Source organism: Streptomyces aidingensis (assembly GCF_900112355.1).
Taxonomy (GTDB): domain Bacteria; phylum Actinomycetota; class Actinomycetes; order Streptomycetales; family Streptomycetaceae; genus Streptomyces; species Streptomyces aidingensis.
This window is the reverse complement of the sequence record NZ_FOLM01000003.1, coordinates 391971-416189: the sequence shown is the minus strand read 5'-3', so window position 1 is coordinate 416189 and position 24219 is coordinate 391971. Positions and strand designations below refer to the sequence as shown.

The following is a 24219-nucleotide window of genomic DNA, read 5'->3' as shown; positions in this document are numbered from 1 at the left end:
AGGCTGCCGTCCATGACGTGGCTGATCACGGGCGGCGCGGGATACATCGGCGCGCATGTGGTGCGGGAGATGCTGGCCGCCGGGGAGCGGGTGGTGGTCCTCGACGACCTGTCGGCCGGCATCCCGGACCGGCTGCCGCCCGGGGTGCCGCTGGTGCGCGGCACGGTCGCCGACCGGCCGCTGCTGGACCGGACGCTGGCCGGGCGGCGGGTGGCCGGGGTGGTGCATCTGGCCGCCCGCAAGGAGGTCGCCGAGTCGGTGGCCCGGCCGGAGTTCTACTACCGGGAGAACGTCCATGGCCTGACCGTGCTGCTGGAGGCGGTGGCGGCGGCCGGTGTCCGGCGGTTCGTGCTCTCCTCCTCGGCCGCCGTCTACGGCACGCCGGACACCGACCGGGTCACCGAGGACGCCCCCTGCCGCCCGGTCAATCCGTACGGCGAGACCAAGCTGGCCGCGGAGTGGCTGACCCGGGCGGCCGGCCGGGCGCACGGCATGGCCACGGTGTGTCTGCGCTACTTCAATGTGGCGGGCGCCGCCCGGCCGGAGCTGGCCGACCGGGGCACCTCCAATGTCATCCCGCTGTTCTTCGAACGGCTGGCCAGGGGCGAGCCGCCGCAGATCTGCGGTGACGACTATCCGACCCCCGACGGCACCTGTGTGCGGGACTACGTGCATGTGGCGGATCTGGCGCGGGCGCACCTGGTGGCGGCCCGGTACACCGGGCGGTCCGGCGGCGGCGATCTGACCGTGAACATCGGCACCGGGCGGGGCACCTCGGTGCGGGAGCTGGCGGAGCTGGTGGCGGAGGTCACCGGGTTGCGGGAGCCGGCCGCCGAGGTGACCGGGCGGCGCCCGGGGGACCCGGCCCGGGTGGTGGCCTCGGTCGCCCGGGCGGCCGAGGTGCTGGGCTTCACCGCCCGGCGTGATCTGCGCGACATGGTGGCCTCGGCCTGGGCGGGCCGGCGGCAGGCCGCGGAAGGGGCCGCCGAGGTGTCCGGGCAGGTGGCCGCCCCCTGACCGCCCCCTGACCGCCCGGACGGGCGAAACCGCAGGTCAGGGGAGATGACAACGGTGTTCAGTGCCGCGTTGCCGCGGGGCCGGGGGGCATAGTTCACTGGGCTCACCGACGGACCGCGGGCGAAGGCGAGGCGCTGCACGATGGGAGCCGGGCACCACCACGGCCGCGGCCATGGCCGCGGCCCCGGCAGGGGCCGCGGCGGCACGGCCGCCGCCGCCTACCGCGGCCGGCTGCGGCTCACCCTGGCGATCGCCTGCGCCCTGCTGGTGGCCGAGGTGGTGGGCGCGCTGCTGACCGGTTCGCTGGCCCTGCTGGCGGACGCGGGCCATGTGGCCACCGATGTGATCGGTATCGGCATGGCGCTGCTGGCGATCTCCGCCGCCCAGCGGCCGGCCGGCGGGCGGCGCACCTTCGGTCTGGCCCGGATGGAGATCCTGGCGGCGCTGCTGAACTGCCTGCTGCTGTTCGGGGTGGGCGGCTACATCCTGTTCGAGGCGGTGCAGCGGCTGCGTGATCCGGCCGAGGTGCCGGGCGGGCTCACCGTGCTGTTCGGGGTGCTGGGGCTGCTGCTCAACATGGTCTCGCTGGCCCTGCTGATGCGCGGCCAGCGGGAGTCGCTCAATGTGCGGGGCGCGTTCCTGGAGGTGCTGGCGGACGCGCTGGGCTCGCTGGCGGTGGTGATCGCCGCGCTGGTGATCCTGGCCACCGGCTGGCAGCGGGCGGACACCGTGGCCTCGCTGGTGATCGCGCTGCTGATCGTGCCGCGCACGGTGCGGCTGGCACGGGAGGCGCTGGAGGTGCTGCTGGAGGCGGCGCCCAGGGACGTGGATCTGGACCAGGTGCGGGCGCACATCCTGGCCCTGCCGGGGGTGACGGATCTGCACGATCTGCATGTGTGGACGATCACCTCCGGCATGCCGGTGCTCTCCGCGCATGTGGTGGTGGGCCGGGAGACGCTGGACGCGGTGGGGCACGAGCAGATGCTGCACGACCTCCAGGAGTGTCTGGGCGGCCATTTCGACGTGGAGCACTGCACCTTCCAGCTCGAACCGCACGGCCATGCCGACCACGAGCCGGGGCTGTGTCACTGAGGCCGGGCGCCGGCGGGAGTTCCGCACTGGTGTCCGCCTGCGGCAGTCCGGTCACCGGGCCGGGCCGGGAGCGGGCAGACTGTGATCGTCAGGGCGCGCAAGCCGAGCGAGTCGCGAGCGAAAGTCGAGATTGAGCCTCATGCCCCACACCTCCCCCAGCACTCCCGTTCCCGGTCCCTCCGGCCCGGCAGGCCCGATCCTGCTGGAACTGGTGGACGAGGCCGGCCGCACCACGGGAACGGCCGAGAAGCTCTCGGCCCACCGGGAACCGGGGCGGCTGCACCGGGCCTTCTCGGTCTTCCTGTTCGACGAGGCGGGCCGGCTGCTGCTGCAGCGGCGGGCACCGGGCAAGTACCACTCGCCGGGGGTCTGGTCCAACACCTGCTGCGGCCACCCCTATCCGGGCGAGCAGCCGTTTCTGGCGGCCACCAGGCGCACCGCGGAGGAGCTGGGTGTCGCGCCGCGGCTGCTGCGGGAGGCGGGCACGGTGACCTACCGGCATCCCGATCCGGCCTCCGGCCTGGTGGAGTGGGAGTTCAACCACCTGTTCGCCGGGGTGGTGGCCGGGGCGCCGGAGCCGGACCCGGCGGAGGTGGCGGAGACCGCGCTGGTGACTCCGCGGGAGCTGGACCTGCGCCGGGCGCGGGAGCCGTTCTCGGCCTGGTTCATGACCGTGCTGGACGCGGCGCGGCCGGCGATCCGTGAGCTGACGGGCGGCGCGGCCGGCTGGTGAGCGGCCGGCGCCGGGGCGGGCCGGGCGGGGTCACCGGTCCATCGGCACGGCGGCCCAGATGATCTTGCCGCCGGCCGCGGTGGGTTCCACCCCGCAGGCGCCGCCGGCCTCCAGCGCGATGCATTTGACCAGCAGCAGTCCCCGTCCGCCGGTCTGCTCGCCGTCGGCCTCCAGGGCGGCCGGCCGGTAGGGGTGGTTGTCCTCGACGGAGACCCGGATCCAGCCCTGGCCGAGCGCGACCTCCACGCCGAGCTCCGGGGTGAGCAGCGCGGCGTGCTTGACGCCGTTGGAGACCAGCTCGGAGAGGATCACCATCAGCCCGTGCATCAGGTCCTCGGACAGCGGTGCCCCCTGGCGCCGGATCAGGTCGCGCACGGCGTGCCTGAGCTGCGGGACGCAGGCGGTCACCGGGGCGGCGGTGAAGCGCCAGGCACCGGCGCGGGGGGTGCCGGGGACGGCGGGCTGCTGCGGGAGTGCCCCTGATCGACTGTCCATGATGCGAGGCACCGACCCCTCTTCTGCGTCCGGATCCCTGTCCCGCGCCCGGGTGCGGACGGCCGACGCGGTCTCAGTCCGAGTGTTGGCATGTGCCAGCGCACCATGACGCACTGAACGCAAGTGGTCGTATTTTGCCGTTCTCTGCCTTCTCTTGACTCATTCGTGACGAAAGCCAAGCGGTTACGACCGTTCAACCGGAGGCGGCGCCCCCGTTTCCCCGCTCAGGTGTTCCCGCCGTCCCCCGCCCTCCCGGCCGGCCCGGACTCCCCCGGGGCGACCATCCGCACGAGCTGGCGACCGCCCATGCCGGTGGCGATCAGGCCCAGCCCGTCGAAGAGCAGCGCCAGCGAGAAGAAGGTGCCCAGCACATAGCGGGTGCTCTCCGGCCATTCGGCCAGCACCAGGATGCCCAGCAGAATGCCGAAGGCGCCCTGCACCAGGCTCCAGATCATCTCGCTGCCGCGCACCACCAGTCCGCCGAACAGCCGGAACACCCCGCCGGAAAGGAACAGCAGTCCGGCGAAGAGGGTGAGGCCGGCGGCGCTGACGTCCGGATGCAGGATCAGGATCAGACCGGCCGCGATGTTCAGGGCACCGACGATCAGCCCCAGCCACACATAGCGGGAATGCCGCGAGGCCAGCGCGTGCGCCAGGGCCACCACACCGCCGAACAGCAGCAGCCAGCCGAAGAGCAGCACCGAGGTGAGGGTGGCCACGCCCACATAGACCAGGCCGACCAGCCCGGCCAGCACCAGCAGGGAGCCCAGCACGACCAGCCAGGACAGGCCGCGGCTGACCCGGTCGGCGGCGGACCTCCCGGGCGCCGCCGGGCCGCCGGAGGAGCCGGGACGGCCGGGGGTGTTCGGGGTGTTCGGGGTGTCGGGACTGCTGCGGCTCATGCGGGCACCACCTGCTCCGGTCCGTCGGTCCGGCCGGCCGCCTGACGGCGGGGCCGCCGCCCATTTTGCCCCGGTTGCATGTGGTTCGCCGGTCCGGCTGCGCCATCCGGCCGAGGACCGCCCGAGCCCGGCCCGTACCATCGCGGGCATGGACGCGGGCCTGCACTGCGCGATCCGGGACGGAATCGCCACCCTCACCCTGCGCAATCCGGCGAAGCGCAACGCCATGACACCGGCCATGTGGCGGGAGTTCCCCGAACTGCTGGCCGGGCTGCGCGCCGACCCGGCGGTCCGGGCGCTGGTGCTGACCGGCCACGGCGGGACCTTCAGCGCGGGCGCGGACATCGGCAGCCTGCGGGACGCCGAGGCCCCGCGGGATCTGGCCACCCGCGCCGAGGAGGCGCTGGCGGCGTTTCCCCGGCCGACCCTGGCGGCGGTGCGCGGCGCCTGTGTGGGCGGCGGCTGCCAGCTTGCCGTCGCCTGCGACCTGCGGTTCGCGGAGCGCGGCGCGGTCTTCGGGGTGACCCCGGCCAGGCTGGGCCTCGTCTACCCGCCGGGTGCCACCCGGCGGCTGGTCCGGCTGGTGGGGCCGTCGGCCGCCAAGTATCTGCTGTTCTCCGCCGAACTGATCGGCACGGAACGCGCGCTGCGCACCGGACTGGTGGACGAGGTGCTGCCGACCGGCGGACTGGACGGCCGGGTGGCGGAGTTCACCGCCGTGCTGCGCTCCCGCTCGGCCCTGACCCAGCAGGCGGCCAAGGAGTTCGCGGACGCCGCCGGGGAGGACCCCGGGGAGGACGCCGGAGAGGACGCCGGGGAGCGGCCCGCAGCCGCCCGGCTGGCCTGGTGGCGGGGACAGGAGGAGGCGGCCGGCGAGGCCGGCGAGGGCATCACCGCCTTCCTGGAGCGCCGCGCCCCGCGCTTTCCCTGGTCCCCCTCGGCCGGGCCGGCCGCCTGACCGGGCGGGATGTGCGTTGGCCCACTGTGCGGCCGGCGGGGATACCCCGGATGTTCTACCCATGGGTAACGTGTCGGCCATGACCTCACTTGCCCCGCGGGCGGGGCGGTACTGCCATGCCGCTCTCAACCCGCTGCACTCGCAGCTGTACTTCGCGCCCGAACTGCCCGCGGAGCTGCGCCCGTACGGGCTCGCCGCATGGCAGGCGGCGTATTTCGCCGCCCGTGCCGCACCGCTGGGCGCCGTCGGCGCCGGCACGGTCGCCGCGACCTTCTACAACTTCAGCCCGGGGCTGGTCGCCCGTCATCTGCCGGCGGTGTGGCAGGCGGCCACGCCGCAGCAGGTGACCGAGGCCCGGCTGCGGGCCGCCGACGCGCTGCTGCGCCGCCAGTTCGGCCAGGATTTCGCACACGCCCCGGAGACCGCCGAGGCCGCCGCGCTGGCGGAGCGCGCCGCCGAGGCGTGCGCCGGGCACGGCCGCCCGCTGTGCGCGGCCAATGCCGGGCTGCCGCGGCCCGAGGCACCGCATCTGCGGCTGTGGCATGCCGCGACCGTGCTGCGCGAGCACCGCGGCGACGGCCATCTCGCGGTACTGCTGCGGGAGGGCCTGGACCCGCTGGAGGCACTGGTCAGCCATGGCGCCAGCGGCCACGGCATGACCCGGGAGCAGGCCCTGCGCACCCGCGGCTGGACGGCCGGGGAATGGGCGGCGGCCGAGTCCCGGCTGCGCGCCCGCGGGCTGCTGGACGCCGGCGGCCGGCTCACCGAGGACGGTCTGGCGCTGCGCAAGGAGATCGAGAACGAGACCGACCGGCTGGACCGCGCACCGTACGAGCATCTCGGCCCGGCCGGGGTGCGGCGGCTGACGGAGCTGGCCGGCGGCTGGGCACGGACCGTGGTCGCCTCCGGCGTCTTTCCCGCGGGCCTGGTGGCCGGCCGCTGACCCGCCCGCCCGGCGGCCCCGGTTATCGTTCCGGCATGGCGCTGCTGCGGACGGAGACCGGGGAGTTCGGCTACGACGAGGCGGGCGACGGCGAGCCCGCGGTGGTGCTGGTGCACGCCGGGATCGCGGACCGCCGGATGTGGGAGCACCAGTTCCGGGCGTTGTCCGGCCGGCACCGGGTGATCCGCTACGACTGGCGGGGCTACGGCGAATCCGCCCGGCCCGCCGGACCGTTCGCCCACCATGAGGACCTGCTGGCGGTGCTGGACGGGCTGAAGGTGTCCCGGGCGGTGCTGGCCGGCAGTTCGATGGGCGGCAGCTACGCCCTGGAGGCGGCGCTGGCCGAGCCCGGCCGGGTGGCCGGGCTGGCCCTGCTCTGCTCCGGGCTCTCCGGCCGCCCCTGGCCCGAGCGGATGCTGGCGGAGGCGGCCCGGCGGGTGCACGCCACGGTCCCCGCGGAGCGCCGGGAGCGCTACCGCTCCGGCGCCACCACCCCGTATCTGGCCGAGGACGCCACCGCCATGGCCGAGGCCCATGTGGCCTGGATGGTGGCCGGGCCGGACCGGGGCCCGGAGGCGCTGGCGCCCGGGGTCCGGGAGCTGTGCGTGACCATGCTGCGCGACCACTGGCTGCGGCAGTGGGGCGGCGGGCATCCGCCGGTGACGGAGCGGCTGCCCGAGCCGCTGCCCGGGGACCGGCTGGGCGAGATCACCGTGCCCACCCTGGTGATCAACGGCCTGTCCGATGTGCCGGAGATCCAGGAGGTCTCGGATCTGCTGGCCGCCGGCATTCCCGGGGCCCGCCGGATCGACCTGCCGGACACCGGCCATCTGCCCGCCCTGGAGCGGCCGGAGGAGGTCACCGCGGCGCTGCGCGGTCTGCTGGCCGGCCCGGACCGCCCCGGCCCCCGCCGATGACCGGCGGCCCGGGGGCCGTGCCGTCCTCGCCGGTCTCCCGGTTCCGCGCCGCCGCCGTCCCGTCGCCGCCCGGGTGCCCGCCGCTCACGGCGGACCGGTCTCCAGCAGGCCGCCGGCCGCCCCCTCGCCCCCGGCTTCGTCCGCCGCGGGGAGGCGCAGCCACCGGGTGAGCGAGATCTCCCGCAGGAACGGCAGGTCGTGGCTGACCACCAGCAGCGCTCCCGCATAGGACTCCAGCGCGGTGACCAGCTGCCGGACACTGGTCAGATCCAGGTTGTTGGTCGGTTCGTCCAGCAGCAGCAGCTGCGGCGCCGGCTCGGCCAGCAGCAGCGCGGCCAGGGTGGCGCGGAACCGCTCGCCCCCGGAGAGGGTGCACACCGGCCGGTCGGCGCGGGCGCCGCGGAACAGGAAGCGGGCCAGCCGGGCCCGGATCCGCTGCGGTCCGGCCTCCGGGGCCAGCCGGCGGACGTTCTCCAGGACGGTCAGCCCGTCGTCCAGCAGATCGAGCCGCTGCGGCAGGTGGCGCAGCGGCACATGCGCCTCGATCCCGCCGGAGACCGGGGCCAGTTCCCCGGCCACCGCCCGCAGCAGCGTGGACTTCCCGGCGCCGTTCGGGCCGGTGAGGGCGATGCGCTCGGGCCCGGCCACGGTGAGGTCCACCGCCCCGGCCCGGCCGTGCGGCAGCACCGCGCCGCGCACGGTGAGCACCCGGCGGCGGGCCGGCACCCGGGTGCCGGGCAGATCGACCCGGATCTCCGCCTCCTCCCGGACCTGCTCCTCGGCCTCCGCCAGCTTCCGGCGCGCCTCGGCCAGCCGCTCCTCGTGCAGGATGCGGTGCTTGCCCGCGGAGACCTGGGCGGAGCGCTTGCGCAGCTTCATCACCGCCCGGGGCTCCCGCTTGCTGGCGTACATCTTTTCGGCGTAGCGGGTACGGCGGGCCAGCTTGCCGTGCGCCTCGGCGAGTTCGCGGCTCTGGCGGCGGACCTCGGACTCGGCGCTGCGCACCGTCCGCTCGGCGGCCTGCTGCTCCACGGCCAGTGCCTCCCGGTAGGCGGAGTAGGTGCCGCCGTAGACGGTGACCCGGCCGTCGTGCAGGTCGGCGACGCGGTCCACCAGCTCCAGCAGTTCCCGGTCGTGGCTGACCACGATCAGTGCTCCGGGCCAGGCGGTGACGGCGGCGTGGAGCCGTTCCCGGGCCGCGCGGTCCAGATTGTTGGTGGGTTCGTCCAGCAGCAGCACCTCGGGGCGGCGGATCAGCAGGGCGGCCAGCCGGAGCAGCACGGACTCGCCGCCGGAGAGCCGCCCCACCGGCCGGTCCAGGCCGATGTGGGCCAGGCCGAGCTGGGCGAGGGCGGCGCGGGTGCGTTCCTCGATGTCCCAGTCGTCGCCCACGGCGGTGAAGTGCTCCTCCCGGGCGTCGCCCGCCTCGATGGCGTGCAGGGCGGACCGGATGCGGTCGATGCCCAGCACCCGGTCGGCCCGGAGCGCGGGGTCCGGGGTGTGGTGCTGCGGCAGGCGGCCGGTCCGGCCGGCCACCCGCACGGTGCCGGCCACGGGGGTGAGTTCCCCGGCCAGGATGCGCAGCAGGGTGGATTTTCCGCTGCCGTTGGCGCCGGTCAGGCCGGTGCGGCCGGGGCCGAGGGCGAGGTCCAGGCGGTCCAGTACGGGAGTGCCGTCGGGCCAGGCGAAGGACAGGCCGTGACAGGCGACCGAGATCCGCTCGCGGGCGGCGGGGGACGGGGAGTGCGGGGTGGTGAATGCCATGGCGGCCTCCGGTGTGCATGCGCGGGTGCGTGGGCGGTGTGCAGCACGGGAGACACGTGGGACGCCGGCGGACATCCGGGCATGCGAAAAGCTCGCCTGCGCGGCCGGGACACAGGACGCGGCCGGGTGCCACAGGGGCACGGCCGGGCGTCGCACGGTGTCTCGCGACCTCAGACGAGCAACGGCCTCTCCCCTCGACGACAGCAAGGCCGTCTTTGACGGTAGGAGACGGACCGGGTGGGGGCAACGGGTTTTCCGCGCCGGGCCCGGCCGGAGGACGGGGCCCGTCCTCCGGCCGGGCCGTTCCGCGGCGGTCAGGCCGCCGGGGCCTTCTTGCCCTCCGGGGTGACGGCGAACCACATGCCCTGGGCGTTGTGCCCGCCGGTGTCGCCGGGGGAGGTGTCGCCGGTGTACCAGTACACCGGCCAGCAGTCGATGGCGAGCTGCTCGGTGCCGTCGGGCCGGTCCAGCACGCTGATCAGCTCCGGGTCCACCCCGTCCAGACCGGCGGCGTCCACCGGGGCGGCGGGCTTCCACACGTCCAGGCAGGCGCCGGTGCAGTGGGAGACCATGGGCCAGGCGGTGTCCTGGGTGAAGCGGTACAGGGTCCGGCCCTGGGCGTCGGCGACGATGGGGCCGAGCACCGGGTCCTGCACCACGGACAGGGCCGCACCGGTGGCCTGCGCCCCGGCGGCGGCCTCACCGGCGCCGCCCTGCCCGTCCTGCCCGTCCTGCCCGCCCTGTCCGGCGAGACCGGCGTTGCGGGCCCGGCCGGCCGGTTCGCCCTCCGGGCCGACGGCGTACCAGGTGCCGCCCACGCCATGGCCGTTGACGTCCCCGGGCAGGGCGTCCTGGGAATAGCGGTACACCGGCCGGCCGCCCACGGTCAGCTGGGAGGTGCCGTCCTGCCGGATCACCTCGCCGAGCAGGGACACGTCCAGGCCGTCGGCCACGGTGGCGTCGGCGGCCGAGACCGGCGGCCAGGCCGAGGCGCAGGCGCCCACGCACAGGGACTGGGCCGGGTCGGTGCCGTCCTCCTCGAAGCGGTAGAGGGTGAAGCCCTCGCCGTCGGTGAGGACGGCGCCGAGTTCCGGGTCCTCGTGCAGGGCGAGCTGCCCGGCCGGTGAGTTCCCGCCGTCCGCGCCGTCCCCGGCGGCTCCGCCGCCGGTGTCGCCATAGCCCTCGCCGGCGAATCCGTCCACGCCGTAGGCGGTGTCCAGGTCCACGGCGCTGCCGGCCGGGGCGCCCCGGTCCCGGTCCGCGCAGGCGGCGGTGAGCAGCAGTGCGGCGGCGGCCAGGGCCGCGGCGCCCGCCCGGCGCCCGTTCGGGAAGCGATGTCCCAGTCGGCGTGAGCCGGCGGTCTCCTCGCTTGCGATCATGTGGAGCTCCTTTGTCCGGTGTCCGGTTTTCTCCGGGTGTGGGTCCGGGTGTGGGGTCCGGGTGTGAGTGGGGGCCGGCCGGTGGGTCAGCCGGTGATGCGCAGGGCCAGCGCGGGGCAGCGGCGGACGGCCCGGGCCGCCTGCCCGCGGGCCGCCCGCGGCACCGGCACGGCGGCCTGCGCGGGGTAGCCGTCGGAGTCCAGCCGGACCAGGTCGGGGGCGATGCCCGCGCACAGGCCGTGGCCCTGGCAGAGGGTCCAGTCGACGGTGAGCCGGCGCCCGGTGTCGCCGGACAGGGCAACGGCGGCGGAGCGCCCGCCGCCGGAGCCGCGGGCGCCGCGTCCGCCGTCCGGGGAGAGCGGCAGCGCCCCGGTGACCGGGCGTCCGCAGCCGTATCCCACCGAGTGGTTGAGGAATTCCTCGGGAAAGGCGTCCAGGGCCGAGGCCACGAACCGGGCGGTGCCGTCGGGGTGGCTGCACGCGCCGCGCCGCCGCACCGAGGCCATCCGCTGCTGGAGGGCGTCCAGCGCGGGCCGGCCGCCGGCCCCCCGGACCCATTCCAGGGTGTCGGCGATGGCGGGCAGGCCGAGAAAGCAGGGGCCGCACTGGCCGGCCGACTCCTCGGCCATCCAGCGTGCCACCCGGGTGGTCTCGCCGACCGGGCAGGTGTCCGCGGGCAGCGGGACCACGGCGCCCGCGCCGAGCGAGGCGCCCAGCGCGGAGAGCGAGTCGCGGGAGACGGTGGCCACGGCGGCGGCCCGCGGGGAGAGCCAGCCGCCGTGGTATCCGCCGACCAGCACGCCCTGTCCGGCGTCGGTGCCGCACAGCCGCAGCACCTCGGCGAGCGGCGCGCCCGCCGGGACCTCGGCCACCAGCCGGCCGGCGAGGGAGAGCAGCACGGTGCCGGGCTCGGTGGGCAGCCCGGTCTCGCGGTAGGCCAGCGCGCCGATCCGGGCGGCCACCGACAACTGGGCCCAGGTCTCGGTGTTGGACAGCAGCGTGGGCAGCCCGCCCAGGCCGCTGTCGCTGGTGCGGACCTTGCGCCCGGCGGGCAGCGCCGGGCCGTCGTCCAGCCCGCGGGTCAGCGCCGAGCCCTCACCGGTGACGAACCGCTCGGGCAGCCGCCGCACCCGGACCGGCACGCCCGCCGGGGGCCGCTCGGCGAGGGCCTTGCGCAGGGATTCCTCGATGTCGGGCCGGGTGACGCCGAACACGATCTCCCGGGCGTCCAGCGCCTGGGCGGCCAGCTCGGCGCCGTCGATGACCAGGTGCGGGGTGTGCCGCAGCAGGGCCTTGTCCTTCAGACAGGCGGGCTCGCCCTCCGTGCCGTTGACCACGACCGCGGCGGGGGCCCTGCGGCGGGCGGCGGCGCCGGCCACCGCCCGCAGTTTGCGGGCGAACGGGAAGCCCGCCCCGCCGCGTCCGCGCAGATCGATGTTCTCGGCGAGGGCGATGAGCTCGGCGAGGTTCAGCCGGGGCGGCGTGCCGTGCACGGTGAGATGGCCCACCCGGTCCAGCCGGCCGCCGCCCTCCACCCCGGCCAGCAGCCGGGCCGGGCCGAGGGCGGCGAGCCGGGGCGTGCCGGGCTCCGCGGGCCGGTCCGGGGTGCCCGGGCCGGGGCGACCGGTGGCGACCAGGGTCATCGCGGCCTCCGCCGGGTCCGGATGCGCTGCGCCAGCAGGACGATCACGCCCAGCAGGGACAGCAGATAGACGGCCGAGGCCCAGAGCTTGGCGGGGCGGCCGGTCTGCAGTCCGTGGATCAGCCCGGCGCACCACGCCAGATAGGCCAGGTAGTGCAGGCCGCGCCAGAGCTGGGAGCGCAGGCGGCCGGTGAAGGCGGAGCGCACCGCCCCGGAGGCGGCGACGATCAGCATCAGATAGGCGGCCACGGTGCCCAGGCCGAGGTGGAAGGTCTGGAGCTCGGAGGCGAAGGGGACGAGGGCGGCGCGGGCGCCGACCCGCTGCTCGGCGAGCTTCACCCAGATGTGCAGGCCGAGAAAGCCCAGGCCGGCGACGGCCAGGCCGCGGTGCACGCCCTGGGCGAGCACCCGGTGTCCGGGGTCCAGGATCATCCGGTCGGTGGCGGCCACGCCCCAGAGCACGGTGCCGCTGAGGCAGACCAGCGCCATCACCCCGGCCCCGAAGTCCAGGAAGAACCAGGGGTGTTCGAAGGCTCCGGCGGTGGCTGCCACGGCGATCGCCAGCAGCACGGTGATCAGCAGATAGGCGACGGTCAGACGGGGGGTGCTGGCCCGGGGCAACTGCGCCGGCAGACCGCGCGCCCGGGGGACGGCCGGGCGCGGTCCCGCGTCCGGCGGCGGACCCGCGTGCCGCCCGCGCCGGCGGGACCGGGGGCGGGGCGGCAGTTCGATCTGGGACTGGGACATGGCCGCAGCATCGCCAGATGCCGCCGAACCGATCACGTAGTTATCTGAACGTGATAAATTTCGGGGCGCCGGTAGCCGGGTAGGTCCCCGGCTACGAGGATGCCCCATCTGGGACGAATCCGTCCCTCGTGAGCGGCCATGAAGCCAGCGAACACTGGCATTCTCGCATCGCTCCGACGCCTGTGTCGACAAAGACATCAGAAAACGGGAACCCCATCGGACGGCACCCTCCACGGAGGGTGCGGAGAACTCCCTGATCCCTCCCCAACTGGACATACCGGGAGCGGGAGATGTTCTCCACACGGACCTGCCATCCCCCACGAATCACGGCAGGTGTCCCCCCAGGAATGAGGTTGAGATGAGCGCAATTCTGAACCGCATCCGATCGCGCCCAAGAGACGAGTGGAACCGTCACCTCGTGCATGAGCTGCCCTCCCTGGCAGATGAGATCGTCGAGATCCTCCGGAGCCGAATTCCGGGATTCTCCACCTTTCTGTCGGGTGGCCACCGGGAAAAAATCCGGTGGGAGATAGAACGGGCGGTACTGTCCGCACTCGACGACGGCTTTCCGGCCGCGGACGGCGGCCACGGAAGCGACGGACAAACAGCCCGGCCGCCCGGTGGCGCGGTCCGCAGCCCCGCGGCCTCCTCCCCCCACCACCCCACCGGCGCGGCGGCGCCGGGCACCGGACCGGGCCGGGGCGGCCTGGACGGCCTGGACGGACTGGACGGCTTTCAGGCCGGCGGTCTGGGCCGGGATCTGGCGCGGCACGAACTTTTCGCGGCGCTGACCTTCGACCCGCCGGTCTCCGAGGAACTGTCGGCCCGGCTCGCCCGGCGGGCCGGCTGGCCGCTCCCGGAGCAGGTCCGGGCCGTGGTGCTCCCCGAGCCCCACGAGGTCGGTCTCCCCGAGGAGGTGACCGGCGACGTTCTGCACGGCCACACCCGGGACCAGCAGGTGCTGCTGATCCCGGACCCGGCCCCGGACCCGGAGCTGCGTCCGGCGCTGCTCACCGCGCTGCGCGGGCACCATGCCGCGGTCGGCCACACCGTGCTGCTGCGGGAGGCCGCGGCCTCGGTGCGCTGGGCGCGGCGGCTGCTTGATCTGGCCCCGGCGCAGTCCGGCCCGGACGCTGCGGTGTTCTTCGTCGACGACCATCTGTCGACGCTGCTGCTGCTCCAGGACGAGACCCTGCTCCGGGCGCTCGGCACCCGCTGGCTGCATCCGCTCGCCGGGCTGACGCCCCGGCAGAGCGAGCGGCTGGAGGTCACCCTGCTGGCCTGGCTGGAGGGCGGCGGCGCGCCGGAGGCGGCCAAGGCGCTCAAGGTGCATCCGCAGACGGTGCACTACCGGCTGCGGCAGCTCGAAAAGCTCTTCGGGTGCGCACTGCGTGATCCGCGCTCCCGGCTGGAGCTGGAACTGACCCTGCACAGCCGCCGGCTGATGGCGCAGATGCGCAATCTGCGCTGCCGGACCGGCCGCCGGACACGGGCGGCCGGCGCCGCCTTCCGGCAGCTCGGTGTGGGCCGCGAGGCCCGGGTCAACGGGCGCTGAGCGGGCGCCCGGCCGCGTCCCGGGCGGCACCGGCGGGTGCCGCCCGGGACGCGGAACGCCCGGGTCACGACCGGGACGGGCGCCGGCGGGACTGGATCCCACCGGCGCCCGTCGGCGTCTCACCCGGTCATCCGGGTCGTCCGCGTGCTCCGCCCGCTATCTGTGTGCATGCATCGCTGCCTCCGTTCACCTGGGCTCGGCCACGCACTGCTGTCCGGTGTTGATGCAGTCCACCACCTCCCGCATCAGGTCCTCGGTCATGACATTGATGAAGTCGCTGTGGTCCGTGACCGGCTTGTGGAGCTGTTCCGCGAAGCCGTCCACCGCATAGGGGATGCCGTCCGGCACGTCGTACTCGAAGACGTGGACGAGCTGCGGGATGGCCACGAAGCCGTCCGGGCAGGAACCGTCCTCCCGGGCGAAGGCGACATGGTCGCGATGGTTGGCGCTGTCGGTGTTCTGCCCGTCCCAGCAGCTCTGGAAGTCGAAGATGCGCAGCACATTGCTGCCGTCCGGACACAGCGGGTACTTGTCGGTGAGGATCACCCGGTCCTCGAACCCGGTGCAGGACCAGCCGGGGTTGGCGTTGGCGGTGCCGTTGGTGAACGCCCTGGCGTCACCGGTGATGATGCGCAGGAAGCGCGGCATGTCCACCACCTCGCCGACCGGGCTGCCCCGGAAGGAGATGGAGACCGACTCCGGCCGCAGGATGGTGCCGGCATTGCCGTCCGGTCCGCCGCCGGGCAGCTCGGCGTCGAAGGCGTCCCGGCCGTCGAGCGAGCGCAGCACCGGCCAGTAGTGGGTGGACTGATCGCCGTTGACGCAGGTGGTGTCGGCCGCGGCCAGGCTCTCGTCGGTGGAGAAGCCGTTGGTGGACACATTGCCCACATGGTCGTGCAGGTGCCGGGCGCCGTTCTCCACACCGGGGGCGACGATGACATTGTCCGAGTTGAAGTGGTTTCCCTCGTTCAGACCGCAGTCCACGCCGAAGGTCCCGGTGGAGGCGTTCTCGTCCGGCTGGGGTGCGACGACATTGGGCTGCACGGTGGTGATGTCGACGAAGTCCTCTTCGGCCGGGCCGTTGCCGCCCTCGCCCTCACCTCCGCCCTCGCCCTGTCCGCCGCCGTCGCCGCCCGCGCCGCCGTCACCGCCCTCACCGGGGTCCACCGGATCCACCGGTTCCTCCTCGACGGGCTCGAACGCGCAGGCGGCCAGAGCCTCAAGACCCTCCGGCCGGGTACCGGTGGCGGCGATGGAGTTGCTGATCCGGCGGATGGTGCGGGACCGCTTGCTCTCCAGCCAGTTCAGCACGTCCTCGGTCCGGAACCGCCCCGAGCGCAGCGCCCAGTAGGCGATCGCCACCTGGCTGTCCAGCCGGGACAGCTGCCAGCCGACCCGCCTGCGGACCGGGCGCGGCACCTCCTCCAGTTCCTCACCGACCTCCGGGCAGACGATGGTGCCGGTCTGCGCTCCGCCCCGGTCGCCGCCGCCGCGGGAGTGGCCGACGGCGTACTGGGTGGCGAAGACGGTGCCGGTGCCGACCATCAGAAGTGCCGTGCCCAGGACGGCTATTCTCATCCGGGGCCGGGTATGGCGCCGGGACCGGCTGCGTGACTGATGCCTCATGCTGTGGTGCTCCCTTGTCGTCGTGTCGAACGGGAGGCGAGCGGAGCTGCGGCCCTGGCCGGGTTGGACGGGAAGTCGTCGAAAAGCCTCTCGTAGTCGACGAGGCCCGTCGCCTCCAGCACCGTGATGTGATCCAGCACCACCGCGTTGGCCCGGGTGGCGAGATCGCGGACCAGGGAGTTGGTGGTCTGGGCCCGCACCTGGCCGATCAGCCCGAAGACCTGGCCATGGGCCTTGCGCAGGATGTTGGCGAACTTGCGTTCGAAGTCGATGCCGATCTGGGCCTGCTCCAGCGTGCTCAGCGCCTGCTGCTGCTGCTCATTGGGCTGGTTGGGCAGATCGATGCCCAGTTCCCGGCCGACCTCGATGGACATCTCGTCCAGCTCCGTGTGTCCCTCGATGAGGTGCTCGCCCGCGATCCGGACGGCGTCGGTGGTCGCCCGCTCGACGGCCTGGCGGCCGGCCGGCCCTTCCCAGAGCCCGGCACCGCGCACCTTCCGGACGAAGTCCCGGTCGATGGGGGTCAGCGGTCCGTACTGGGTGTTCCACACGCCCTCGCCGTCGTCGTTGATCACCACACCGTTGGGGCCGGCCAGCGCGGCGCTCTCGAACAGCTTCACCGGCAGCAGCAGAGCCGCCATGGTGAAGGTGAGCGCGGCGATCACCAGACCGGTGCCCACGGTGTGAGCAGACGCAAGCGTCCCGGAAAGCGCGGAACGCCGTTTTGCGAAGCGCACGAAAGCCCTCCATCCGCTGAGATGGCAGGGCGTTCCCGGAACGCCGGGCACGCCCTCGTGGAGTGGCTCGGACGGTAGTGCGGGCGACGGGCCGGGACACCGGAATCATCACCCGTTGATAAACGCTTGGCTCCGCGCAGGAGTCGGTGCTATGGTCCGCGGCTTTGCGGAAAGGCGCCGCACGACGACGGCCGGTGGGCCGGCCCGTGCGGGGGCCGGCCCACCGGCCGTCGTCGTGCGGCGCCGCGCCCGGCTCAGGCCAGGCCGGCGCGGCGCAGTGCGTCCGCCATGGCGCTGTTGGCGGGCGGCGGGGAGCTGCGACGGCCGCCCCCGCCCTGCTCGCCCCGGCGGTCCCGCTGGCGCGGGGCGCCGCCCCGCCCGTCCCGGCCGTCCCGGCCCTGCCTGCCGCCGCGGCCACCGCCGCGTCCGCGCCCCTCGCCGGGGCCCTGCTCGTCGTCCAGCCGGAGGGTGAGCGAGATCCGCTGCCGCGGCACGTCCACACTCAGCACCTTGACCCGGACGATGTCCCCGGGCTTGACCACCTCGCGCGGATCGGAGACGAACTTCTTCGACATGGCCGACACATGGACCAGGCCGTCCTGGTGCACACCGATGTCCACGAACGCCCCGAAGGCCGCCACATTGGAGACCACGCCCTCCAGGATCATGCCCTCGGCCAGATCCTTGATCGTCTCCACGCCCTCCTTGAACCGGGCGGTGCGGAAGGCCGGACGCGGATCCCGGCCGGGCTTCTCCAGCTCCTTGAGGATGTCGGTGACGGTCGGCAGGCCGAAGGTGTCGTCGGCGAAGTCGGCCGGCCGCAGCCCGCGCAGCACGCCGGTGTTGCCGATCAGACCCGACACCTCGGTGCCGCTGCGCTCGGCCATCCGCCGCACCACCGGATAGGACTCGGGGTGCACGGCCGAGCCGTCCAGCGGATCGTCGCCGCCGCGGATGCGCAGAAAGCCCGCGCACTGCTCGAACGCCTTGGGGCCCAGCCGCGGCACCTGCCTGAGCTGGGCGCGGCTGCGGAACGGGCCGTTGCCGTCCCGGTGCGCCACGATGTTCTCCGCCAGGCCGGAGCTGACCCCGGAGACCCGCGCCAGCAGCGGCGCCGAGGCGGTGTTGACATCCACCCCCACCGCGTTGACGCAGTCCTCCACCACCGCGTCCAGCGAGCGGGAGAGCTTCTGCTCGGAGACATCGTGCTGGTACTGGCCCACACCGATCGACTTGGGCTCGATCTTCACCAGCTCGGCCAGCGGGTCCTGGAGCCGGCGGGCGATGGAGACCGCGCCGCGCAGCGACACATCCAGCTCGGGCAGCTCCTGGGAGGCGAAGGCGGAGGCCGAGTAGACCGAGGCACCCGCCTCCGAGACCAGGGTCTTGACCAGGCCGCGGCCGGGCATCCTGGCCACCAGCTCGCCGGCCAGCTTGTCCGTCTCCCGGGACGCGGTGCCGTTGCCGATGGCCACCAGCTCCACGCCGTGCCGCTCCACCAGGGCGGCCAGCTTCTCCAGGGACTCCTCCCACCGGCGCTGCGGGGCGTGCGGATAGACCGTGTCCGTGGCCACCACCTTGCCGGTGGCGTCGACCACCGCGACCTTGACGCCGGTGCGCAGGCCCGGGTCGAGCCCCATGGTGGCCCGGGTGCCGGCCGGGGCGGCGAGCAGCAGATCCCGCAGATTGGCGGCGAAAACGGCGACCGCGTCGTCCTCGGCGGCGGACCGCAGCCGGGAGCGCAGATCGAGCTGGAGATGGACCAGCACCCGGGTGCGCCAGGCCCAGCGGACCGTCTCGGCCAGCCAGTCGTCGGCGGCCCGGCCGCGCCGCTCGATGGCGAACCGGGCGGCGATGGCGCGCTCATAGGGCGAGGGCCCCTCGGCCGGCCCGGCGTCCTCCGCCGGCTCCGCCGCCGGGTCAAGCGTCAGCTCCAGCACATTCTCCTTCTCGCCCCGCAGCAGGGCCAGCACCCGGTGCGAGGGCAGGTCGGTGAACGCCTCGGCGAAGTCGAAGTAGTCGGAGAACTTGGCGCCGCGCTCCTGCTCCCCCTCCCGCACCCGGGACACCAGACGGCCGTGCGTCCACATCCGCTCGCGCAGCTCGCCGAGGAGATCGGCGTCCTCGGAGAACCGTTCGGTGAGGATGGCGCGGGCGCCCTGGAGCGCGGCGTCGGCGTCGGCCACGCCCTTGTCGGGGTCGGCGAAACCGGCGGCGGCGGCGCGCGGGTCGGTCTCCGGCTCGGTGAGCAGCAGATCGGCCAGCGGCTCCAGCCCGGCCTCGCGGGCGATCTGGGCCTTGGTCCGCCGCCTGGGCCTGAAGGGCAGGTAGATGTCCTCCAGCCGGGCCTTGGTGTCGGCGGCGAGGATCTTGGCCTCCAGCTCCTCGTCCAGCTTGCCCTGCTCGCGGACGGAATCGAGGACCGCGGTCCGGCGCTCCTCCAGTTCGCGCAGGTAGCGCAGCCGTTCTTCGAGGGTCCGTAGCTGGGCGTCGTCGAGCCCGCCGGTGGCCTCCTTGCGGTAGCGGGCGACGAACGGCACGGTGGCGCCGTCGTCGAGCAGGGCGACGGCGGCGGCGACCTGGCCCTCGGGTACGCCCAGCTCCTCGGCGATGCGGCGGTCGACGGAGCGGCTGACAACGGTCTGAGTCACGGTGTTTCCGGGGCGGGCCCCTGTCTCCTCACTGTGCGGATCCGGCGCCCGGGACGGCGGGCGGCGCCGGGGGTGACTGCGCGGCACCCGGCCTGCATTCTGACAGGCACCGCCGACAGCCGTACCGGCGCACACGCCGGTACCCCCGCCCCGGCCCGCGCCGGGGGCGGAGAATGGGGGTATGGAGAGCGCGGACCTGGCCGATGTGCCGCCGGTGGACGGCCTGCTGTGGGAGCACACCGGCGAACTGCGCATGGTGCTGGCCCTGCCCGCCGCGCTGACCCTTCAGGTCGCGCACCCGGCGGTGGGCGCCGGAGTGGACGCGCACTCGGTGTTCCGCACCGACCCCTGGGGGCGGGCCGAGCGCTCGCTGCGCTCCGTGCAGCTCTGGGTGTACGGCGGGCGGCAGGCCGTGGCCGAGGGCCGGCGGGTGCGGGAGCTGCACCGGGACATCCGCGGCAGCGACGCCCACGGCCGTCCCTACCATGCCTGGCAGCCCGGGCTGTACGGCTGGGTGCACGCCACCGGGTTCCCGGTGATGCGGCATGCCCGGCTGGTCTCGGGCGAGCGGCCGTTCACCCCGCAGGAGGAGGCCCGGCTGTACGCCGAGTGGCGCGGGGTGGGCCGGCTGCTGGGCCTGCGGGACCGGGACATGCCGCCGGACCCGGAGGCGTTCCGGCCGTACTGGCAGCGGATGCTGGGCGAGATCGAGGCCACCGTGGTGGTGCGGGAGCTGCTGGATGTGCACCGGCGGGTACCGCCGCCGGACCGGGGGCCGTGGCCGCTGCGGTGGCTGCTGCGCGCGGCCTGGCCGGTGCTGTGGCCGCCGCTGGCCCGCGGCCACCGCTTTCTGGTCACTGGTTTCATGCCGCCGGACGCCCGGCGGGCCCTCGGCCTGCCCTGGTCGGCGCGGCAGGAGCGGCGGCTGCGGCGGCTCGGCCGGGTGCTGGCCACGGTGGTGCCCCGGCTCCCGGAGCGGCTGCGCTATCTGCCGGCGGCGGCCGGCGCCCGCCGGGCGGCCCGGGCGCCTCAGCGCCGGGCTCCGGCCCGCTGATCCGCCGCGCGGCGCGGTGGCGCCGGGCCGGGAACGGTCAGCGGCCGGCGCCGGGGCCGCTGCCGTCGCGGTTGCCGCCGTCGGCGTCGGCGAGAGCGGGGGCGGGGGAGGCGAGCGGCCGGCCGGTGCGCAGGGCGGGGAGGATCAGGGCGTCGGCGAAGCGCGTCAGAAAGGCGGCGTCGGCGTGGCGTCCCTCCACCAGCGGGCGGGTGAGCATGGCCCCGATGAAGGCATGGGTCAGGAATTCGGTGGCCGGATTGTCCGGGTCGAGCTCGCCGCGGCCGGCCGCCCTGCGCAGCACCCGGCGCAGCACCTCCGTCTCGGGCTCCAGCAGGGTCTCGCGCACCGCGCGCAGCAGCCCGGGGTCGCGCTGCCCGGCGTGCAGCAGCCCCTGGAGCAGTTCGACGTTCTCCTGCGCCTCCGCGGAGACGCGCCGGATCATCTCGTCCAGATCGCCGGCGAGCGACCCGGTGTCGATGCCCTCCAGGGAGACCCGCTTGCCGTGCAGCAGGGCCGAGATCACCAGCTGGAGCTTGGTCTTCCACTGCCGGTAGAGGGTGGCCTTGCTGGACCTGGTGCGGGCCGCCACGGCGTCCATGGTGAGCGCGTCATAGCCGCGCTCGCGCAGCAGTTCGAGGACGGCCGCGTAGAGCTCCTGCTCCCGCTCCGGGGAGAGCCTGGTCCGGCCGCCGGGCCGGAGCGGAGAGCCCGCCGCACGTTCCGTCATCGCCCTACCGCCCCTTCATGACCTGCGCAAGTCACCGCTCACCATAGCGACTGTGCGCGGGCCGGGAGGCGGGGCGGTGCGCCGCGCCGAAGAATGGAGTGATGGCGAAGATTGTCGGAGTGCACGGCATCGGCCAGCAGTACCGCGGCCCGTACGAGCTGACCTCGGCGTGGCATGACGCGCTGCGGGACGGTCTCAGCGCGGCGGGACACGATTCCCTGGCCGCGGCGCTGGAGCGCCGGGATCTGGAGATCGCGTTCTTCGGCGGCCTCTTCCGCCCGGAGCGCGCGGTGGCCGGCGGTGAGCGGGAGGACGAGCTGCCCTCCGGTGCCGAGCGGGAGCTGCTGGAGAAGCTGTACCGGGCCGCGGTCGCCCGGGATCCCGCCCTGGGTCCGCGGGCGGTGGGCCCCGGCCGGGCCGCCGTCCAGGTGATGCTGCGGACCCTGCTGCGGTCCCGCTGGTTCCCGGCGGTGGCGGAGCGGGCGTTCGTCGGCAATCTGCGGCAGGTGACGCGCTTCCTCACCGACCAGGACACCAAGGAGCAGGTGCTGGAGCGGCTGGACGGGGAGATCGGCGAGGACACGGTGGCGCTGATCGGTCACTCGCTCGGATCCGTCGTCACCTACGAATACCTGTGCCGCAGTCCCTCGCCGGTGCGGCTGTATCTGACGCTGGGCTCCCCGCTGGGCATCCCCGGACTGATCTTCGACCGGCTGACCCCGCGCCCCGAGGAGGGGCGGGGGGCCTGGCCGGGCACGGTGGAGCGCTGGGTCAATGTCGCCGACGGGGACGACATCGTCGCGCTGCGCAAGGACCTCGCGGCACTGTTCCCCGGCCGCTCCCCCGGGCGCAGGGTCGAGGACCGGCTGGTGGACAACGGGGACCAGCCGCATGCCATCACCCGCTATCTCAACGCGCGGCAGACCGGCGGGGCGCTCGCCGGTCTGCTCGGCGGCCCCGCATGACCGCGGCGCGCGGCCCGCTCAGCGGGCGGGGGCGTCGTCGGTGAAGAACTCGCCCGCGGCGGCCTTGGCGGCCAGCAGCGCGGGCGGCGCGAACCGCTCGCCGTACCGCTCCCGCAGTTCCTCGGCCCGGGCCAGGAAGCCGGCCGGGCCGCCCGGGTAGCCGTTGATGTACTGGAGCACCCCGCCGGTCCAGCCCGGGAAGCCGATGCCCAGCAGGGAGCCGATGTTGGCGTCCGCCACCGAGCCGAGCACCCCCTCCTGGAGCAGCTTCACCGTCTCCAGCGACTCGGCGAACAGCATCCGCTCCCGCATGTCCCCGAACGGGATCTCCGCAGCTCCGGCCGGGCGGGCGAAGTGCTCGCGCAGCCCCGGCCACAGCCCCGCCCGCCGGCCGTCCTCGGTGTAGTCGTAGAAACCCGCTCCCGCGGCCCGGCCGGTGCGGCCGAACTCCTCCACCATGCGGTCGATCACGGCCTCGCCGGGGTGCGGCCGCCAGACCCCGCCGGCCGCCTCGGCCGCGGCCCGGGCCTCGTCCCGGATGCGGCGCGGCAGGGTCAGGGTCAGCTCGTCCAGCAGGGACAGCACCCGGGCCGGGTAGCCGGCCTGGGCCGCGGCCTGCTCCACCGAGGCCGGATCGGCGCCCTCGCCGACCAGTGCCACGCCCTCGTGGAGAAAGGTGCCGATCACCCGGGAGGTGAAGAAGCCGCGGGAGTCCCGCACCAGGACGGGGGTCTTGCCGAGCTGCCGGACCAGGTCGAAGGCGCGGGCCAGGGCCTCGTCGCCGGTCTTCTCGCCGCGGATGATCTCCACCAGCGGCATCCGCTCGGCCGGGGAGAAGAAGTGCAGGCCCAGGAAGTCCGCCTGGCGGCGGGTGGCCTCGGCCAGCCCGGAGACGGGCAGGGTGGAGGTGTTGGTGCACAGCAGGGCGTCCGGCGCCACGGCGTCCTCGGTCTCCCGGAACACCCGGCGCTTGAGATCGGCGTCCTCGAAGACCGCCTCGATCACCACATCGCAGCCGGCCAGGTCCTCCGGCCCGGCGGCCGGGGTGATCCGGGCGAGCAGCTCCGCCCGCTCCGCGGCGGTGCTGCGGCCTTCCGCGACGGCCCGGTCCAGCAGCCGGGCGGAGTACGCCCTGCCGCGCTCGGCGGCCTCCGCGGAGACGTCCTTGAGCACCACCTCCAGGCCGGCCCGGGCGCAGGCGTGGGCGATACCGGCGCCCATCATCCCGGCGCCCAGCACCGCCACCCGGCGGGCGGTGCGGCGCGGGATGTCCCGGGGGCGGCCGGCGCCGGAGTTGACTGTCTGGAGGTCGAAGAAGAACGCCTGGATCATGTTCTTCGCGGTCTGGCCGGTGGCCAGTTCGGTGAAGTAGCGGGCCTCGACGAGCTGTGCGTTGTCGAAGTCCACCTGGGCCCCCTCGACCGCGGCGGCCAGGATGTTGCGCGGCGCGGGGTAGGGGGCGCCGGCGAGCTGCTTGCGCAGCGTGGCCGGGAAGGACGGAAGCCGGGCGGCCAGGGCGGGGGTGGCCGGGGTGCCGCCGGGGATGCGGTGGCCGGGGGTGTCCCAGGGCTGGCGGGCCTCCGGATGGGCCTCGATGAAGGCACGGGCCCGGGCGGTGAGTTCTTCCGGGGTGGCCGCCAGCTCGTCCACCATGCCCAGTTCCAGGGCCCGGGCCGGGCGGTGCCGCTGCCCCTGGAGCAGGATGTTGAGCAGCGCGTCGGTGATGCCGAACATCCGTACCGTGCGGACCACCCCGCCGCTGCCGGGCATCAGCCCGAGGGTGACCTCGGGCAGGCCGATCCGGGTGCCGGGGGCGTCCAGCGCGACGCGGTGGTGGCAGGCGAGGGCGAGCTCGTAGCCGCCGCCGAGGGCGGCGCCGTTGAGGGCGGCGACCACCGGGCGGCCCAGCGTCTCCAGCCGGCGGAGCAGCCGCTTGAGCGCCATGCCGCGGTCGTGCAGGCCCTGGGCGTCCTCCGGCCGGGCCCGGAGCAGCAGGCGGAGATCGCCGCCGGCGAAGAAGGTCTTCTTGGCGGAGGTGACGATCACGCCGCGCAGGTCCGCGCGCTCGGCCTCCAGCCGGTCGACCGCCCGGGCCAGTGAGGCGGCGAAGGCGGCGTTCATGGTGTTGGCGGACTGCGCGGGGTCGTCCAGAGTGAGGGTGACGACGCCCTGCTCGTCGCGGTCCCACCGGATCACCTCGCGGTCGGGGTCGGCGGCGTGCTCGGCGGCGGTGACGGCGGCGGTCGGCTCGGCCATGGTGCGGGTCTCCGGAGGGTTCGGGACGGCGGCGGAATGCGGCGCACGGCCGCGGACGG

At 74.7% G+C, this 24219-nt stretch carries 20 protein-coding genes; 9 read left to right on the top strand and 11 right to left on the bottom strand.

Annotation, left to right across the window (positions count from 1 at the left end):
• Window positions 1–12: 12 nt before the first annotated feature.
• The 3 genes from galE (at window position 13) to idi (ending at window position 2842) form a co-directional block, all read left to right on the top strand.
• Complete coding sequence (gene galE, locus BM242_RS09020; RefSeq protein ID WP_093838165.1) at window positions 13–1017, top strand: UDP-glucose 4-epimerase GalE; 1005 nt, start codon at window positions 13–15, stop codon at window positions 1015–1017.
• 141 nt (window positions 1018–1158) lie between these two features.
• Complete coding sequence (locus BM242_RS09015; protein WP_093838164.1) at window positions 1159–2109, top strand: cation diffusion facilitator family transporter; 951 nt, start codon at window positions 1159–1161, stop codon at window positions 2107–2109.
• 139 nt (window positions 2110–2248) lie between these two features.
• The gene (idi, locus tag BM242_RS09010) at window positions 2249–2842 is read left to right on the top strand and encodes an isopentenyl-diphosphate Delta-isomerase (RefSeq protein ID WP_093838163.1); all 594 of its coding nucleotides are present in this window, start codon (window positions 2249–2251) and stop codon (window positions 2840–2842) included.
• Between the two features lie 30 nt (window positions 2843–2872).
• Here idi and BM242_RS09005 read toward each other — a convergent pair whose 3' ends face one another.
• Both BM242_RS09005 and BM242_RS09000 read right to left on the bottom strand, forming a co-directional pair.
• Complete coding sequence (locus BM242_RS09005) at window positions 2873–3337, bottom strand: ATP-binding protein (protein WP_093838162.1); 465 nt, start codon at window positions 3335–3337, stop codon at window positions 2873–2875.
• Between the two features lie 224 nt (window positions 3338–3561).
• Window positions 3562–4239, bottom strand: a complete 678-nt coding sequence (locus BM242_RS09000; protein ID WP_093838161.1) for an HdeD family acid-resistance protein — start codon at window positions 4237–4239, stop codon at window positions 3562–3564.
• Between the two features lie 148 nt (window positions 4240–4387).
• Here BM242_RS09000 and BM242_RS08995 point away from each other — a divergent pair, with 148 nt between their 5' ends.
• The 3 genes from BM242_RS08995 to BM242_RS08985 all read left to right on the top strand — a co-directional run bounded on the left by BM242_RS08995 (window position 4388) and on the right by BM242_RS08985 (window position 7057).
• Window positions 4388–5197 (top strand): enoyl-CoA hydratase/isomerase family protein, encoded by an 810-nt coding sequence (locus BM242_RS08995; RefSeq protein ID WP_093838160.1) that lies wholly within the window; start codon window positions 4388–4390, stop codon window positions 5195–5197.
• A 79-nt stretch (window positions 5198–5276) separates the two neighbouring features.
• On the top strand, window positions 5277–6140 hold the full coding sequence (locus tag BM242_RS08990; protein ID WP_093838159.1) for an SCO6745 family protein: 864 nt from the start codon (window positions 5277–5279) through the stop codon (window positions 6138–6140).
• A gap of 35 nt (window positions 6141–6175) precedes the next feature.
• Entirely contained in the window at window positions 6176–7057 is an 882-nt protein-coding gene (locus tag BM242_RS08985; protein ID WP_093838158.1) for an alpha/beta fold hydrolase, read from the top strand.
• Window positions 7058–7141: 84 nt separating this feature from the next.
• Here BM242_RS08985 and BM242_RS08980 read toward each other — a convergent pair whose 3' ends face one another.
• The 4 genes from BM242_RS08980 to BM242_RS08965 form a co-directional block, all read right to left on the bottom strand.
• On the bottom strand, window positions 7142–8821 hold the full coding sequence (locus BM242_RS08980; RefSeq protein ID WP_093838157.1) for an ABC-F family ATP-binding cassette domain-containing protein: 1680 nt from the start codon (window positions 8819–8821) through the stop codon (window positions 7142–7144).
• Window positions 8822–9135: 314 nt separating this feature from the next.
• The gene (locus tag BM242_RS08975) at window positions 9136–10200 is read right to left on the bottom strand and encodes an SCO0930 family lipoprotein (RefSeq protein ID WP_093838156.1); all 1065 of its coding nucleotides are present in this window, start codon (window positions 10198–10200) and stop codon (window positions 9136–9138) included.
• Between the two features lie 86 nt (window positions 10201–10286).
• Window positions 10287–11843, bottom strand: a complete 1557-nt coding sequence (locus tag BM242_RS08970; protein ID WP_093838155.1) for an NADH-quinone oxidoreductase subunit NuoF family protein — start codon at window positions 11841–11843, stop codon at window positions 10287–10289.
• Window positions 11840–12589: a hypothetical protein gene (locus BM242_RS08965; RefSeq protein WP_245833925.1), complete on the bottom strand. Its 750-nt coding sequence runs from the start codon at window positions 12587–12589 to the stop codon at window positions 11840–11842. Before BM242_RS08965 ends, BM242_RS08970 begins: the two co-directional genes overlap by 4 nt.
• Before the next feature lie 418 nt (window positions 12590–13007).
• Between BM242_RS08965 and BM242_RS08960 the strand changes: the two genes are divergently transcribed.
• The gene (locus tag BM242_RS08960; protein WP_245833924.1) at window positions 13008–14144 is read left to right on the top strand and encodes a PucR family transcriptional regulator; all 1137 of its coding nucleotides are present in this window, start codon (window positions 13008–13010) and stop codon (window positions 14142–14144) included.
• Between the two features lie 186 nt (window positions 14145–14330).
• Here BM242_RS08960 and BM242_RS08955 read toward each other — a convergent pair whose 3' ends face one another.
• The 3 genes from BM242_RS08955 to BM242_RS08945 all read right to left on the bottom strand — a co-directional run bounded on the left by BM242_RS08955 (window position 14331) and on the right by BM242_RS08945 (window position 19158).
• The gene (locus tag BM242_RS08955) at window positions 14331–15722 is read right to left on the bottom strand and encodes a DUF1996 domain-containing protein (protein WP_245833923.1); all 1392 of its coding nucleotides are present in this window, start codon (window positions 15720–15722) and stop codon (window positions 14331–14333) included.
• Between the two features lie 44 nt (window positions 15723–15766).
• The gene (locus tag BM242_RS08950) at window positions 15767–16450 is read right to left on the bottom strand and encodes a DUF4142 domain-containing protein (protein WP_245833922.1); all 684 of its coding nucleotides are present in this window, start codon (window positions 16448–16450) and stop codon (window positions 15767–15769) included.
• A 311-nt stretch (window positions 16451–16761) separates the two neighbouring features.
• On the bottom strand, window positions 16762–19158 hold the full coding sequence (locus BM242_RS08945) for a Tex family protein (RefSeq protein WP_245833921.1): 2397 nt from the start codon (window positions 19156–19158) through the stop codon (window positions 16762–16764).
• Between the two features lie 181 nt (window positions 19159–19339).
• Here BM242_RS08945 and BM242_RS08940 point away from each other — a divergent pair, with 181 nt between their 5' ends.
• Window positions 19340–20212, top strand: coding sequence for an oxygenase MpaB family protein (locus BM242_RS08940; RefSeq protein WP_093838278.1), 873 nt, complete (start codon window positions 19340–19342; stop codon window positions 20210–20212).
• Between the two features lie 37 nt (window positions 20213–20249).
• Here the strand turns inward: BM242_RS08940 and BM242_RS08935 are convergent, their stop codons facing one another.
• On the bottom strand, window positions 20250–20939 hold the full coding sequence (locus BM242_RS08935; protein ID WP_093838151.1) for a TetR/AcrR family transcriptional regulator: 690 nt from the start codon (window positions 20937–20939) through the stop codon (window positions 20250–20252).
• A gap of 101 nt (window positions 20940–21040) precedes the next feature.
• Here BM242_RS08935 and BM242_RS08930 point away from each other — a divergent pair, with 101 nt between their 5' ends.
• Window positions 21041–21904 (top strand): lipase family protein, encoded by an 864-nt coding sequence (locus BM242_RS08930; protein WP_093838150.1) that lies wholly within the window; start codon window positions 21041–21043, stop codon window positions 21902–21904.
• Window positions 21905–21922: 18 nt separating this feature from the next.
• Here the strand turns inward: BM242_RS08930 and BM242_RS08925 are convergent, their stop codons facing one another.
• A complete protein-coding gene (locus BM242_RS08925; protein ID WP_093838149.1) occupies window positions 21923–24160 on the bottom strand; it encodes a 3-hydroxyacyl-CoA dehydrogenase NAD-binding domain-containing protein in 2238 nt (745 codons plus the stop codon).
• Window positions 24161–24219 lie beyond the last annotated feature (59 nt).